Raw genomic sequence first — 14,189 nt, forward strand, 5'->3', positions numbered from 1 at the left:
AAGGAATTAAAAATGCGTTTAGATAAATTCTTAAAAGTATCCCGTCTTATTAAAAGACGGACCGTGGCAAACGAAGCATGCGATGCAGGAAGGGTATTTGTAAACGGGACTGCAGCAAAAGCATCGGTAAAAGTAAAACCCGGCGATATTATAGAAATCCAGTTTGGGACGAAAGCAGTGAAGGCAGAGGTACTTCAGCTTCAGGATACGACAAAGAAAGAAGAGGCAAAAGAACTGTTCAGATATTTATAAGACATACTTACTGGATCTTTCTTCACTTTTCATATAAGTAGGAAACTGTGTTTCCTACTATATAAAACCCATCCGGGGAATGCGCACTTCATGCATAAGAAAGATGGACGCTAAAGCGGCCGCCCTTCGGCGTGGGAGTCCGGCAAAGCCTGACTCTTTGTTATATTTTTCTGGGACTTGTCATATATATAGAAAAGCATAGTGAAGGGAGAAGGTAAGTGTATGGAAGAGCGGCAAATGCCTAAAGTGCATAAACTGGTTGTAAACAACAGAAAGACAAGTATGGTCACGGGAGTCCTGGATGTTCTTTCTTTTGATTTAAATGAAATCTTATTGGAAACAGAACAGGGAATGTTAATGGTGAAGGGAACGGATTTACATGTAAACCGTTTAAGTGTGGAAAAGGGAGAAGTGGATTTATCAGGAAGTATTGACAGTATTGCATATTCCAGTGCAAATCAGGCCGGAAGGCAGAATGAAAATTTCTTTGCAAAGCTGTTTAAGTAGGTCCGCCTATGATGCTGGGAATAGGGAAAGAAGCAGTAATATTTTTTTATGCAGGACTCTCAGGAATTGTCGTACTGTTCAGTTATCAAATACTCAGGCTGCTGAGACATCTGATTAAACATCACATAGCTGTCATCAATTTAGAGGACTTTTTTTATTGGATTGGGGTCAGTGCGTATTTGTTCCGCCAAATGTATAAAACGACATATGGTAGCATCAGATGGTTCTTTGTACTAGGTGTGGTATGTGGAATAATTTTCGCCAATTTTGTACTTTCTTTGGCAAAAAAAACATATGGAAAAATCAAGAAAAGCCTTGAAAAAAAAGGTAAAAACCGATAGAATAATTTTATTAAGCAGGGGTGTCTAATAAAAAATAAGTAGGGTGAGTATACATGACAAATAGGAAAAAAGCGGGAATGCGCCGGTCGGGAAACCGGAAGCGAAGCTCTGGTTTTGGCAGTCACAGGCGTAGTGTAGCTGTGATTACTATGATATTGGTATTACTGGTGTGTGTGCTGACGGTAAATGCACTGACACTGCACGCCAGGAACAAGGATTATAAACAGCAGGAGGCGGAGCTGAAAGCTCAGATTAATGAGCAGAAGGACCGTACAAAAGAGATCAAAGAGTACGAAGAGTATGTTAAGACAGATGAATATGTAAAAGAAGTTGCCGAAGAGAAGCTGGGTTTGGTTGATCCGAATGAGATTATATTTAAACCGGCAGGTTAGGCGTGTTTGAATAATCTAAATAAAGAGATTACATGAATACACTATATATACACTACGAAAGATAAGCTCCAGGAGAATTCCTGGAGCTTATTTATGTAATTAGGAAACTGTGTCTCCTATTACATAAATACCCTCCGGGGACCGCACTGGGTTGTAGGCGGCAGATGTCGCTATGCGTGCAACCCAGGCGCAAGAGTTTGCTTCGCAAACTCTTTGTTTTGTAATAGGAACTGCGTTTCCCATTATATAATAACCTCCGGGAAATGCGCACTATAGAATATATAGAGAGAATAAGGAGAGATAAATATGGACGATGGACAAGTTTTACATGCTAGTCCCTATGTGGCCCAGATAGAAAAATTTGCAGATTCTCTGAAACAACTGTCTCATACTTTTTTAAAATTGGAAGAGCAAAAAAAATCCCTCAGCAATGAGGAAATAGAGGCAATGTTTGAGCGGGTGAAAGACAAGGTATGTGAAAACTGCGAAAAATGCTCCTGGTGCTGGGGAGAAAATTTTGTTCACACGTATCAGATGGGGTATGAAATCCTGTCGGCAGTGGATAATTACGGAAACGATTTGAATACAGAGACAAAAAGAAAATTGCAGCAGAGATGTATTATGGCGCCCAGATTTTTAAGGGAGATGCTGGAAGCGTTCCATGATGCAAGGCAGAATATGATATGGATTAACCGGATTGCCCAGAGCCGGGAAGGCTGTGCGGTACAGATGGATACTTTTGCCGATATGATTCGAAATACGGCGAAAGAGCTGGAAGATAGCATGTTTACGGACGAGCGGCTGGAGAAAAAAATCAGCGCACATTTGAAGCGGAAAGGAATCCGTGTTCTATATACCAATTTTTTTATGAACCGGGAAGGGAAATATGAAGTCCATGTCACTGCACGTGCAATGCAGAACGAATGTGTCACTACAAAGGAACTGGTCCGGGGCCTGTCAGAAGTTATGGGCCGCAGATTTGTGCTGGATGGGGTACATGGACAGATTCTGGGGAAAGATTACACAACTGTGGTATGTATAGAAGGCCCTGCATTTTATACCCTGCAGGGCGTGGCACGAATAGGGAAGGGCTGCAACCAGATATCCGGAGATAATTTTATGATGCTGGAGCTGCCCGGGGGACGCCAGGGTGTGGCCTTGTCTGATGGTATGGGTTCAGGCGAAAAGGCATGCCGGGAGAGTACGCTGGTTATAGAGCTTTTAGAAGAGCTTTTAGAAGCCGGATTTCCAGAGAAAACTGCCATTCAGATGATAAATACTACCCTCGTCATGGGAAGAGAGGAAATCCATTTTTCCACCATTGATATGAGTGTATTTGATTTGTACAGTGGAGTTTGTGAATTTATTAAAGCAGGTGCATCATCCACTTTTATTAAAAAGAAGGACGGGGTAGAACACTTAAGTTCTACAAGTCTTCCCATTGGAGTGCTGCATACTATAGAAATAGATTCCGTTAAACGCCAGTTAGAGGACGGAGACTTTGTTATCATGGTAACCGATGGAATTATGGATGCCCTGCCTGTGGGTGAACAGGATATTCTTCTGGAAACCATTATCCGGGGGACTGCAATGAATAACCCCAAAGAAATGGCACACCATATATTGGAACAGGTATTGAACTGGACCGGAGAACTGCCGATGGATGATATGACAGTGCTGGCGGTTGGAATGTGGGAAACCAACTAGAGGGAGGGGCCCCTTGAAACCGGGCGGCAAAATACCGTTTTGTCTGTCTGGAGAGTACGAGTCCCCCTTGCATTTCGGGGGGAAATTGGGTATAGTATGACATATGATGAAGAAAGTGAATATGTTTATTGAGAAATATCATATGATTGCAGATAGGGACAGAGTAATTGCGGGTATATCGGGAGGTGCAGATTCGGTATGCCTGCTTTTTGTGCTCCTTGAACTTCGAAAAACCATGGACATTGAGATTATAGCTGTTCATGTGAATCACGGCATCCGGGAAGAAACTGCAGGGAGAGATGAACAGTTTGTGCAGGAGCTGTGCGAAGAGCATCAGGTAGAATGTGTAGTTTATCATGAAAATGTGGAATTAATCGCCAAAAAAAGGAAACAATCTGTTGAGGAGGCAGGACGCATTGTCCGCAGGGAAGCATTTGAGGAAACCTTTGTAAAATATCAGGGGACAAAAATTGCTATGGCCCATCATCAGAATGACAATGCAGAAACTCTCCTTATGAATCTGGCAAGAGGAACCGGCCTAAAAGGGCTTGGGGGAATACGTCCGGTAAACGGTTATGTAATTCGTCCCCTTTTGTGCCTGAACCGCAGAGAGATTGAGATACATTTGCAGAAACTGGGACGTGATTATTGCCGGGATGAGACCAATGAGGAGGATGACTATACCAGGAACCGCCTGCGCCATTTTGTAGTGCCTATTTTGGAGGAACAGGTCAATGCCCAAGCTGTGCGGCATATGAATGAAGCAATGGAGCAAATACGGCAGGTCTGGGATTATATGGAGATGCAGACAGAGAGTGCATATGAAAGCTGTGTGGCAGAAACACCGGACGGGAATATTAATATAAAAGAGGAAGCGTTTAGCAGACAGCCGGAGGTGCTTCAGAAACTGCTGGTGAGAGCTTGTCTGGCAAGGGCAGCAGGGTCGGAGAGAAATATTACCATGGCCCATGTGGAGGCTGTGGCGGAATTATTCCATAAGCAGTCCGGCAAGAGCCGTAATCTTCCATATTCTGTGAAAGCATTCAGAAATTATGAAGGAGTAGCGCTTAAAAAAGCGGGGGAGGACCAGGAAGCAGAATTTTGTCCCAGAGAACTTAAAATTCCGGGTGTTACTGTAGTGCCGGAGTTGAATCTGGAAATATGCTGCACGATTCTGGAAAAGACAGAGGATTTTTCTATAAAACATGTGCCGCAAAAAGCCTACACGAAATGGTTTGATTATGATATAATAAAAAGCAATCTGATTGTCAGAACAAGGCGGAGCAAGGACAGCATTATAATTGATCAGGCAGGCCGGAGACAGAAGATAAAATCCTATTTCATTAACGAGAAAATTCCCGCTGAAATACGGAAGAAACTCCCGCTGATTGCAGATGACGGGCAGATTATATGGATATTGGGATATCGGATGAGCAGTGCCTACCAAGTCACAGGAAAGACACGCCAAATACTGGAGATAAAAGTAACGGAGGAAAAAATGGATGTCGGAGAGAATTAAGGTTTTAATATCAGAAACAGAAGTAGATGAAAAAATTGAAGCGCTGGGAAAGCAGATTAGTAAAGACTACGAGGGAAGGCAGGTACATTTAATCTGCGTATTAAAAGGGGGCGCCTTTTTTATGTGTGAATTGGCAAAAAGAATTACCACACCAGTTTCACTGGATTTCATGAGCGTCAGCAGTTACGGGGACGGGACTTCCAGCAGTGGTGTTGTACGTATTGCAAAAGACCTTGATGAGTCGATTGAGGGAAAAGATGTCTTGATTGTGGAAGATATTATAGATTCAGGAAGAACCTTGTATTATTTGATGGATGTTTTAAGACAGAGGCATCCAAAGAGCCTGCGTTTGTGCACGCTGCTGGATAAACCAGAGAGAAGAGAAAAAGACGTAAAAGTGGAGTATGTTGGATTTGAAATACCGGATGAGTTTGTAGTGGGCTATGGTTTAGACTATGCTCAAAAATATAGAAATCTGCCATATATTGGTTTGGTGGAAGGAGTAGAATAGGAAGGAGTAACACCATTGAACAACAAAAAGTATAAAAACGCAGGCGGTGCCACGTTCCTTACATTTATTGTAATTGTTTTCCTTACACTCTGGCTGGCAAACAGAATGCAGGTCAGAGATCAGGAAATGACATACCAAAGCTTTGTACAGGAAGTGCAGAGTGATAATATTCAGGAAGCGACAATAAAACAGAATAAGGCAGTTCCTACAGGAGTTATAACGGTGACGCTGAAAGAAGACGGAACTGTAAAACAAGTAAATGTATCAGATGTAAAAGAGGCACAGGTGCTTCTGGATGAGCATGGAATCGATTATAAGATGCCGAATGTCCCAGAAGATTCGTGGCTCACGAATATCCTGATGCCGCTGGTTATTACACTCCTGGGCATCACGCTGATATTTATGTTTATGAACCGCCAGGGAGGCGGTGCTAATACAAAGGCTATGAACTTTGGCAAGAGCCGTGCGAAGATGAGTACAGAGACAGATAAAAAGGTAACCTTTGCGGAAGTGGCGGGGTTAAAGGAAGAAAAAGAAGAACTGGAAGAAATCGTAGATTTTCTCAAATCACCTAAGAAATATATCCAGGTGGGAGCGAGAATTCCGAAAGGTGTGCTGCTTGAGGGGCCTCCGGGAACTGGTAAGACCTTGCTTGCAAAGGCTGTTGCAGGGGAAGCAGGCGTTCCTTTTTTTAGTATTTCCGGTTCCGACTTCGTAGAGATGTTTGTCGGTGTGGGAGCGTCCCGTGTCCGTGATTTGTTCCAGGATGCAAAGAAGAATGCCCCATGTATTATTTTTATTGATGAAATTGATGCAGTTGCCAGGCGCAGAGGAAGCGGCCTTGGCGGAGGACATGACGAGAGAGAGCAGACCTTGAACCAGCTTCTTGTAGAGATGGACGGTTTTGGGGTGAATGAAGGCATTATTGTCATGGCGGCGACGAACAGGAAGGATATTCTGGACCCTGCTATTTTAAGGCCGGGACGTTTTGATAGAAATGTTATTGTAGGCAGGCCTGACGTAGGCGGCCGGGAAGAAATCCTGAAAGTTCATGCGAGAAATAAACCGCTGGGTGATGACGTAGATTTAAAGCAGATAGCCCAGACTACAGCAGGCTTCACCGGAGCGGATCTGGAGAATCTTTTGAATGAAGCAGCGATTTTAGCTGCAAAGGAAGGGCGTGTATATCTGGAACAGGCCGATATCCGCCATGCATTTATAAAGGTTGGCATTGGGCCGGAGAAGAAGAGCCGTATTGTATCTGAGAAAGAGCGCAGAATTACAGCTTATCATGAGGCAGGCCATGCTATTTTGTTCCATGTATTGCCGGATGTGGGACCTGTATACAGTGTTTCTATAGTACCTACCGGAGGAGCAGGGGGCTATACTATGCCTCTTCCGGAAAAAGATGATATGTTCAATACAAAAGGGCATATGCTTCAGGAAATTACTGTTTCGCTGGGAGGCCGTGCTGCAGAGGAGAAAGTATTCGACGATATTACAACAGGAGCGTCTCAGGACATTAAACAGGCTACAGCAATTGCCCGTTCTATGATTATGAAGTTTGGTATGTCCGAGCGCCTTGGCCTGATTAATTACGACAATGACAGTGATGAAGTATTTATAGGGCGTGATTTTGGCCATACATCAAGAGGGTATGGAGAAAAAGTGGCAAGTACAATTGATGAAGAAATTAAACGTATTATAGATGAGTGCTATCTGAAAGCAAAGTCTATCTTATTAGAATATCAGTCCGTTCTTCAGGCATGTGCGGAATTATTGTTAGAAAAAGAGAAGATTACGAGAAGTGAATTTGAAGCACTGTTCGAAGAGTAAATGAGAATGGGGCAAGTACTTTCAAGGTGGGAGAGACTTGCCCCAAAGGAGGCTTTTTATGAATAAGGACGCACTATTTAGTGATGGAACGTCCAGCTATGTGATTCCCGCGGAACCGGAAGAGCATGAGAAAGTACGGCTGCGGTTCCGTACAGCAAAAGGTGATGCAGATGAGGTGTTTCTCTCCACTGGGACGGGTAAGTATCAGATGGAGAAGGCATACGACTTAGGAGAGTTTGACTATTATGAGATAGAGTGGCAGTTGGGAACGGAACCATTTTCTTACTGTTTTGAAATCAAGGCAGGTGAGGAAGTATGTTATTATAACCGCTGCGGTGCTGCAAGGGAAATCCTGGATGTTTATATGTTTATTATTGTTCCGGGCTTTTCTACGCCGGACTGGGCAAAGGGCGCCGTTATGTATCAGATATTTGTAGACCGGTTTTATAACGGTGACACGTCCAATGATGTAGAAGACCGGGAGTATATTTACATAGGAGAACCCTGTCAGAAGGTAAAGGACTGGAGCCAGCCGCCGGCACCCGTGGATATCCGCAGATTTTATGGCGGGGACCTGCAGGGGGTCATGGATAAGCTGGATTATCTTGAAGAATTAGGAGTAGAGGTGGTTTACTTCAACCCTCTGTTTGTTTCTCCTTCTAATCATAAATATGATATACAGGATTATGACTATATTGATCCGCACTATGGGAAAATCGTAGAGGATGGTGGGGACACTCTTCTTGAGCGGGAGACGGATAATATTGCAGCCACTAAGTATCAGAAACGGACCGGTGCGAAGGCAAATCTCGAGGCCAGCAACGAGTTGTTTATCAAATTGGTGGAGGCGATGCACAGCCGGGGAATGCGTGTCATCTTAGACGGAGTATTTAATCATTGTGGTTCTTTTAATAAATGGATGGACAGGGAACGAATTTATGAGCAGCAGGAGGACTATGCAAAAGGCGCGTTTGTCAGTGCAGAAAGTCCATACCGCAGCTTCTTTCATTTTTTTAATGAAAGTGAATCCGCATGGCCGTATAATTACCAGTATGATGGATGGTGGGGGCATGATACGCTTCCCAAATTAAATTATGAGGAGTCTCCTTTGCTGGTACAGTATATTATGAGTATTGGTAAAAAATGGGTGTCACCGCCCTTCAACGTGGATGGGTGGCGCCTGGATGTGGCGGCAGATTTAGGTTACAGCAATGAGTATAACCATATGTTTTGGAAGCGCTTCAGAAAAGAAGTGAAGGAGGCAAATCCGGATGCACTGATTCTGGCTGAGCACTACGGAGATCCTACCGAGTGGCTGCGGGGGAATGAATGGGACAGTATCATGAACTATGATGCATTCATGGAACCGGTAACCTGGTTTTTAACCGGAATGGAAAAGCATAGTGATGAGCGGCGTACAGACCTTTGGGGAAATGCAGACAACTTTGTAAATACAATGAATCATTTTATGGCGACTATGCTTACACCATCTCTCCAGGTAGCAATGAATGAATTATCCAACCATGACCATTCACGCTTTCTCACTCGTACAAACCATATTGTAGGACGGGTAGGACAATTAGGGTATAAGGCAGCGGAAGAAGGCATAAACAAGGCTGTTATGCGTGAGGCTGTTGTGATTCAGATGACCTGGGTGGGAGCACCTACCTTATATTATGGAGATGAAGTTGGCTTATGCGGCTTTACGGACCCGGACAACCGCAGAACATATCCGTGGGACAGCGGGGATGAAGAAATGCTGAAGTTTCATAAAGAGATTATTCATCTCCATAAAAATGAGGCACCTTTAAAAACTGGTTCTCTGAGGATGCTTTATTGGAGGAAGAATATCCTGGCATATGGCAGATTTCAGGGGGACGAACAAATTATAGTAGTATTAAACAACAGTAAGGATTTAGAAGAAGTCACAATACCTGTGTGGCTGGCAGAAGTACCTGTGACGGGACGTATGGAACGCCTGCTTTACTCTTATGAGGAAGGATATACGATGGAACCTGATGAGTATCTTGTTATAAATGGAGAAGTTGTGTTGAATATAGGACGGCATTCCGCTATTGTGATGAGGACGAAAAAAGAAGAATAGAACAAAATAGAGAGAATCTCTCAGATTAGTGATAGTATCACAGTCTGAGAGATTTTTTTGTACAATTAGGAAGCTGCATAAACATCTCTAAAAAAATCCCCATTCTCCTTCTAAAAAAATCTGCCTTTTGAAAACCTCTCTAATTTATTATACTCAACCTATAAAAATCATAATAAAAATGGAGGTAAAAAAAATTATGAAAAAACGAGTAAGTATTTTATTGGCACTTGTAATGCTGGCAACAATGTTTGCCGGATGTGCTGATAAAAAAAGTGAAGAAAGTACCAGCACAAGTACCAGCAGCGGCAGTGAGGGTGGAAGTAAGACAATAGCACTTTGTACAGAAGACCTGGAAACTGAATTCTGGGTTGCTGCACATAAGGCGATTGTAGATACCTTGGAAGAACAGGGCATCAAGGTAATTGAGACAAACTGCCAGGGCGATGCCAACAAACAGTTGGAGCAGGTAAAAGATGTCATTACACAGAAGGTAGATGGAATTATTGTTATTCCTAAAGATGGTGATACAGCAGTTGCAGTTACAAAGGAAGCAAATAATGCTGATATTCCGATTGTTATCTTTAACAGGCCGCCAACAAGTGATGAAGGTGCAAATATTACCGTAGTCTGTGATAATGCGACGGTTGCAGAAGCGTGTGTGGACTATATGGTTGAGGAAGCACAAAAGAAATTTGATAAAACAGGCAAAAAGCTGACCCCGCTTATTATGGTAGGGGATCTTGGAGATCCTAATGCGATTGCACGTAAAGAAGGATTTTATGCCGCAATTGAAAAGAAACCGGAACTCTTTAATAAGGTAATTGAAGTTCCCACAGAATGGGATGCGGCAACAGCCCTTGCAAATCTGCAGAGTGCGGTACAGGCAAATCCAGATGTTGATTTCTTATTTACATCGTCTGACTTCCTGTTCCCGACAATTCAATCTGTACTTGAACCACTGGGAAAATGGGTAAAGGTTGGTGAAGAAGGACATGTAATCATGGGAGGCCTTGACGGAGACGCAACTGCCGGAGAATTGATTGATGAAGGTATCATTGAAGGAACGGGAGTTCAGGATGTATATAATGAGGCTGATCTGGCAATCAGCGGGATCTTAGATGCAATTGAAGCAGGCGAAACACAGCCGGATGAAATTCGTGAAGATCCAGGGTTTGCGCTTACACAAGGCAATCTTAAAGAAAAAAGAATGGACATGTGGGGAAATATTTTAAGAGAACAATAAAAGCCAGGAGCTGCCGTAAAATAGACTTTTCTCATCTGATATTGTATATATGCTTAAAGCAATATTCAGTATAAATGTTCTGTTTTGCGGTGGCTCTCAGCATTAATGGAGGTTATGTTATGAGTGCATTAAAATCTGAAACATATAGACAAAAAAAGCCGGCAAAGCAGGTGATACAGCGGATATTCTTATCTGAATATTTTATATTGATTATGAGTTTGATTTACTTTGTCTGTGTGATTCCCTTTGCACCTAGAATTATTTCGCAAAGCAATTTATTAAATTTATTATCAAATCTATGGCCGCTGCTGGTTATTGCAATTGGGCAGACTTTTGTACTGCTCCTTGGTGGAATTGATTTATCTCAGGTGTCAATCATAGGAGTAACCAGTGTAATAGGCACAGCTTTAATGAGCAATTCCTTTGACCCTGCAATTTTTGAAGGAACGCCGCTTTGGGGATGGCTGATTAATGAAAATGGAGGTCCCCTTGCGGGCAGCGCGGCATCAGTGCCTGTCAGTATATTGGTGATGCTAATAATAGGGACGCTGATTGGATTATTTAATGGATTCTTTGTTGCAAGATTCAAAATGCCTCCATTCATGGTTACGTTAGTAACACAGATGTTTTTGCTGTCCTTTGCAATCTACCTTACACAGTCAAGAAATATCATGGGATTACCGGAAAGCTTTTCAGCATTTGGGACAAAATCTCTGGGATTCATACCCTATGCGGCTATTTTTGTGGTTTTAATAGCACTGGGGGCGCATTTTATCCTGGCAAAAATGGTGCTTGGAAAATGGATATATGCAAGCGGGGAAAATGAAGTCGCAAGTGTTGTTTCCGGGGTTCCTACGAAAAAAGTAACCTTATTTTGTTATGCAATGAGCGGGTTTTGCGCGGCAGCAGGTTCGGCAATTTATTCTGCAAGACTGGGGATGGGAAGACCTACATTAGGTGAAGATATTATGATGGATATTGTTGGCGCCGCGATTATCGGAGGAACAAGTTTATCCGGCGGAAAAGGAAAGGTAATATGGACTTTGTTTGGTGTATTTTTCTTTACGCTGCTGTTTAATACATTAAATCTGTTTAATTTGTCATACTTCACAATCAATATTGTGAAAGGACTTGTTATTTTAGCGGCAGCATTCCTTGATGTAATCAGAACAAAATTAATGACTAGAATGTCGATTGTGAATGGGGCAGGTGTTTAATATGAGTGAATATGTATTAGAATTACGGCACATAGCGAAAAGCTTTTTCGGGATTCCGGCATTAAAAGATGTCACGTGGGGGTTAAAAAAAGGTGAATTGCTGAGTTTAATTGGAGAAAATGGTGCCGGAAAGTCGACCATGATGAATATTGTAGGAGGAATATTACCGGCAGACAGCGGTGAACTGTATATAAACGGAGAACTATACAGGCCCGCGCAGCCATCTGATGCAAAAAAGGCTGGCATTGCATTTATACATCAGGAGCTGAATTTGTTTACCAATCTTAGCATCAATGACAATGTGTTTATCGATTCATTTCCCAGAATAGGGATTCTGCCTCTTATCAAAAAAAGTGAAATGAGCAGAAGGGTGAAGAAGGCTTTGGAAGCAGTGGACCTTCACGTTTCACCGGATACGATTGTTGAAAAATTATCACCTGGAGAACGCCAGCTGGTGGAAATTGCGAAGGCACTATCCTCTGATCCCCAGATTTTGATTTTTGATGAACCAACGACTTCTTTGACTAATAAGGAGACAGAGAAATTGTTTGGGATTATTGACAAGTTAAGGGAAGAAGGAAAATCCATTATTTATATCTCTCATATCTTAGCAGATGTAGAAAGGCTGTCAGACCAAATTATTGTTTTGCGTGACGGCTGTATCACGGATGAGGATAAAAAAGAAAATTACACAATTGACAGAATGATTCAATCCATGATTGGCAGGGAAATCAGCCAATTATATCCCACTAAGACGAATAAACCGTCAAAAGAGACTGCACTAAGTGTAAAGGGTCTGTCTCAGAGTGGAATTGTACATAATATTAATATGGACATACATAAGGGCGAAGTCGTGGGAATGTTTGGGTTAATGGGGTCAGGGCGAAGCGAACTGGCAAGGATTATATATGGATTGGACCCCTATGAAGCCGGGGAAATAATCATTAACGGGGAAAAGGTAGAAAAACATAACCCTCAGAAAGCGATTGAACATAAAATAGCATTTGTGACAGAAAACAGGCGGGAAGAAGGATTATTGATGGAGTTTTCTATTTTAGATAATTTATCATTGGTTTCTGTACCCTCCAGTGCAAAAGGAAAACTCAAGATCGTCAATGATGAATGTGTTAAAAATAAAGCGGAGGCCATTGTAAATAAACTAAAGGTGAAATGCCCGCCTATTGAGAATAATCCGGCAAAAAGCATGAGCGGCGGGAACCAGCAGAAGGTGGTTATCGGAAAGTGGCTGCTCACTGACCCGGAAGTTTTTATTGTGGATGAGCCAACAAGAGGAATTGACGTAGGCGCAAAATATGAAGTATACAATATCATTAATCAGCTGGCAACGGATGAAAAAGCTGTATGGGTAATATCTTCTGAGCTTGAAGAATTAATGGGGATTTGTGACAAAATATTGGTTATGGGAAACGGAGAAATTCATGGGGAACTTGCAAGAGAAGAGTTCGACAAAGAAAATATTCTGAAAGCGGCATTTAACCAGACAGTTGAAGATAAGGCAGAAAAGGAGGTAAGATAAATGATTGGGAATAAGAGTATAAAAATGATTGTTTTAAGGAATATTCCGATTATATTATTTATTGCAATCTTCTTAATATTTGGCATTTTTTCGCCTAAATTCATCAGTATGGATTCCTTTAAGAATATTCTGGTATCCTCCTCCTATGTTGGAATCATTGCAATTGGCATTATGTTTGTATTATTAACGGGAGGAATTGATTTATCCATAGGATCTGTAATGTATCTGTCGGCAGCCGTTACCGGATTGGCGGTTCAGAAATTACAGGTGCCTACCGTTTTGGCAATCATCATAGGACTTGGGATGGCGGTTCTGGTTGGTGTGATAAATGCTTTCCTCATTGTTATATTGGATATATTACCATTTATTACAACTCTGGGCATGATGGTATTTGTAAAAGCAGTTGGACTGCTGATGACGAAGTCTGAATCTGTAAAGCTGCCCAAGGTTATAACCTCAATGGGCTCACAGTCAGTATTGGGCATCCCCATGCCGATTATTATTTTTGCCATAATTATTTTATTTGGAGTCTTGTTTTTAGGGAAAACAAAGCTTGGCAGACAGATTTATGCCGTAGGAAATGATGTGGAGGAAGCAAGAAAAGCAGGAATTCATACGAAGAAAGTTCTGTTTACATGTTATGTAATGTCAGCCCTGTTTGCGGGTATTGGAGGAATTATATCTGTGGCACAGATTGGGATTGTCAATGCCGCATTCGGGAAAGGGGAAGAGTTCAATGCAATTGCAGCCGCGGTACTGGGCGGAGTAAGCCTTGCCGGGGGTGTGGGTAAGATATTTCCGGGAGTGGTGCTGGGGGCGGTTATGATTCAGATGATTCAGGCAGGTCTTGTATTCATGCAGATTGACTTGTATAAACAGCCGCTAATATCTGCAGGAATTATCTTCCTGGCAGTATTCCTTGATAGTATAAGAAGTAAATACATTGCAAAGGCAGAAAAAAGAAACATTAGAAATGAAAATAAAGGGCTGCAATAAAGTTTTGTGTTGCTGAGTCAGCCTTGT

Annotated in this window: 13 protein-coding genes; all 13 read left to right on the forward strand. The window is 42.3% G+C overall.

Annotation, left to right across the window (positions count from 1 at the left end; genetic code table 11):
• Positions 1-12 precede the first annotated feature (12 nt).
• The 13 genes from A8805_RS13975 to A8805_RS14035 all read left to right on the forward strand — a co-directional run bounded on the left by A8805_RS13975 (position 13) and on the right by A8805_RS14035 (position 14,162).
• Positions 13-252: an RNA-binding S4 domain-containing protein gene (locus tag A8805_RS13975; RefSeq protein ID WP_109712177.1), complete on the forward strand. Its 240-nt coding sequence runs from the start codon at positions 13-15 to the stop codon at positions 250-252.
• Positions 253-474: 222 nt separating this feature from the next.
• Positions 475-759 (forward strand): sporulation protein YabP, encoded by a 285-nt coding sequence (gene yabP, locus A8805_RS13980; RefSeq protein WP_109712179.1) that lies wholly within the window; start codon positions 475-477, stop codon positions 757-759.
• Positions 760-767: 8 nt separating this feature from the next.
• Complete coding sequence (gene yabQ, locus A8805_RS13985) at positions 768-1,100, forward strand: spore cortex biosynthesis protein YabQ (protein WP_109712181.1); 333 nt, start codon at positions 768-770, stop codon at positions 1,098-1,100.
• 53 nt (positions 1,101-1,153) lie between these two features.
• On the forward strand, positions 1,154-1,492 hold the full coding sequence (locus A8805_RS13990) for an FtsB family cell division protein (RefSeq protein ID WP_109712183.1): 339 nt from the start codon (positions 1,154-1,156) through the stop codon (positions 1,490-1,492).
• A gap of 306 nt (positions 1,493-1,798) precedes the next feature.
• The gene (locus A8805_RS13995; protein WP_109712185.1) at positions 1,799-3,199 is read left to right on the forward strand and encodes a SpoIIE family protein phosphatase; all 1,401 of its coding nucleotides are present in this window, start codon (positions 1,799-1,801) and stop codon (positions 3,197-3,199) included.
• Between the two features lie 103 nt (positions 3,200-3,302).
• Entirely contained in the window at positions 3,303-4,718 is a 1,416-nt protein-coding gene (gene tilS, locus A8805_RS14000) for a tRNA lysidine(34) synthetase TilS (protein ID WP_330405953.1), read from the forward strand.
• A complete protein-coding gene (gene hpt / locus A8805_RS14005; protein WP_109712187.1) occupies positions 4,702-5,229 on the forward strand; it encodes a hypoxanthine phosphoribosyltransferase in 528 nt (175 codons plus the stop codon). The genes tilS and hpt overlap by 17 nt, the downstream gene beginning before the upstream one ends.
• Before the next feature lie 15 nt (positions 5,230-5,244).
• Positions 5,245-7,065: an ATP-dependent zinc metalloprotease FtsH gene (gene ftsH / locus A8805_RS14010; RefSeq protein WP_109712189.1), complete on the forward strand. Its 1,821-nt coding sequence runs from the start codon at positions 5,245-5,247 to the stop codon at positions 7,063-7,065.
• A 58-nt stretch (positions 7,066-7,123) separates the two neighbouring features.
• Positions 7,124-9,169 carry a glycoside hydrolase family 13 protein gene (locus A8805_RS14015; RefSeq protein WP_109712191.1) on the forward strand — a complete coding sequence of 682 codons (2,046 nt, stop codon included), beginning with the start codon at positions 7,124-7,126 and terminating at the stop codon, positions 9,167-9,169.
• 196 nt (positions 9,170-9,365) lie between these two features.
• Positions 9,366-10,412 (forward strand): sugar ABC transporter substrate-binding protein, encoded by a 1,047-nt coding sequence (locus A8805_RS14020; protein WP_242992404.1) that lies wholly within the window; start codon positions 9,366-9,368, stop codon positions 10,410-10,412.
• A gap of 119 nt (positions 10,413-10,531) precedes the next feature.
• Positions 10,532-11,629, forward strand: a complete 1,098-nt coding sequence (locus A8805_RS14025) for an ABC transporter permease (RefSeq protein WP_181392845.1) — start codon at positions 10,532-10,534, stop codon at positions 11,627-11,629.
• A 1-nt stretch (position 11,630) separates the two neighbouring features.
• Positions 11,631-13,166, forward strand: a complete 1,536-nt coding sequence (locus tag A8805_RS14030) for a sugar ABC transporter ATP-binding protein (protein WP_242992406.1) — start codon at positions 11,631-11,633, stop codon at positions 13,164-13,166.
• Positions 13,167-14,162 (forward strand): ABC transporter permease, encoded by a 996-nt coding sequence (locus A8805_RS14035; RefSeq protein WP_109712199.1) that lies wholly within the window; start codon positions 13,167-13,169, stop codon positions 14,160-14,162. It begins immediately after the preceding gene.
• The last annotated feature ends 27 nt before the right edge of the window (positions 14,163-14,189 follow it).

Origin of the sequence: Faecalicatena contorta, from assembly GCF_003149105.1 — a bacterium.
GTDB classification, from domain to species: Bacteria; Bacillota; Clostridia; order Lachnospirales; family Lachnospiraceae; genus Muricomes; species Muricomes contortus_C.

Bases quoted from the DNA above. Each gene is read 5' to 3' on its own strand.
- A8805_RS13975 (WP_109712177.1), top strand. From the start codon at position 13: ATGCGTTTAGATAAATTCTTAAAAGTATCCCGTCTTATTAAAAGACGG.
- yabP (WP_109712179.1), top strand. From the start codon at position 475: ATGGAAGAGCGGCAAATGCCTAAAGTGCATAAACTGGTTGTAAACAAC.
- yabQ (WP_109712181.1), top strand. From the start codon at position 768: ATGATGCTGGGAATAGGGAAAGAAGCAGTAATATTTTTTTATGCAGGA.
- A8805_RS13990 (WP_109712183.1), top strand. From the start codon at position 1,154: ATGACAAATAGGAAAAAAGCGGGAATGCGCCGGTCGGGAAACCGGAAG.
- A8805_RS13995 (WP_109712185.1), top strand. From the start codon at position 1,799: ATGGACGATGGACAAGTTTTACATGCTAGTCCCTATGTGGCCCAGATA.
- tilS (WP_330405953.1), top strand. From the start codon at position 3,303: ATGATGAAGAAAGTGAATATGTTTATTGAGAAATATCATATGATTGCA.
- hpt (WP_109712187.1), top strand. From the start codon at position 4,702: ATGTCGGAGAGAATTAAGGTTTTAATATCAGAAACAGAAGTAGATGAA.
- A8805_RS14015 (WP_109712191.1), top strand. From the start codon at position 7,124: ATGAATAAGGACGCACTATTTAGTGATGGAACGTCCAGCTATGTGATT.
- A8805_RS14020 (WP_242992404.1), top strand. From the start codon at position 9,366: ATGAAAAAACGAGTAAGTATTTTATTGGCACTTGTAATGCTGGCAACA.
- A8805_RS14025 (WP_181392845.1), top strand. From the start codon at position 10,532: ATGAGTGCATTAAAATCTGAAACATATAGACAAAAAAAGCCGGCAAAG.
- A8805_RS14030 (WP_242992406.1), top strand. From the start codon at position 11,631: ATGAGTGAATATGTATTAGAATTACGGCACATAGCGAAAAGCTTTTTC.
- A8805_RS14035 (WP_109712199.1), top strand. From the start codon at position 13,167: ATGATTGGGAATAAGAGTATAAAAATGATTGTTTTAAGGAATATTCCG.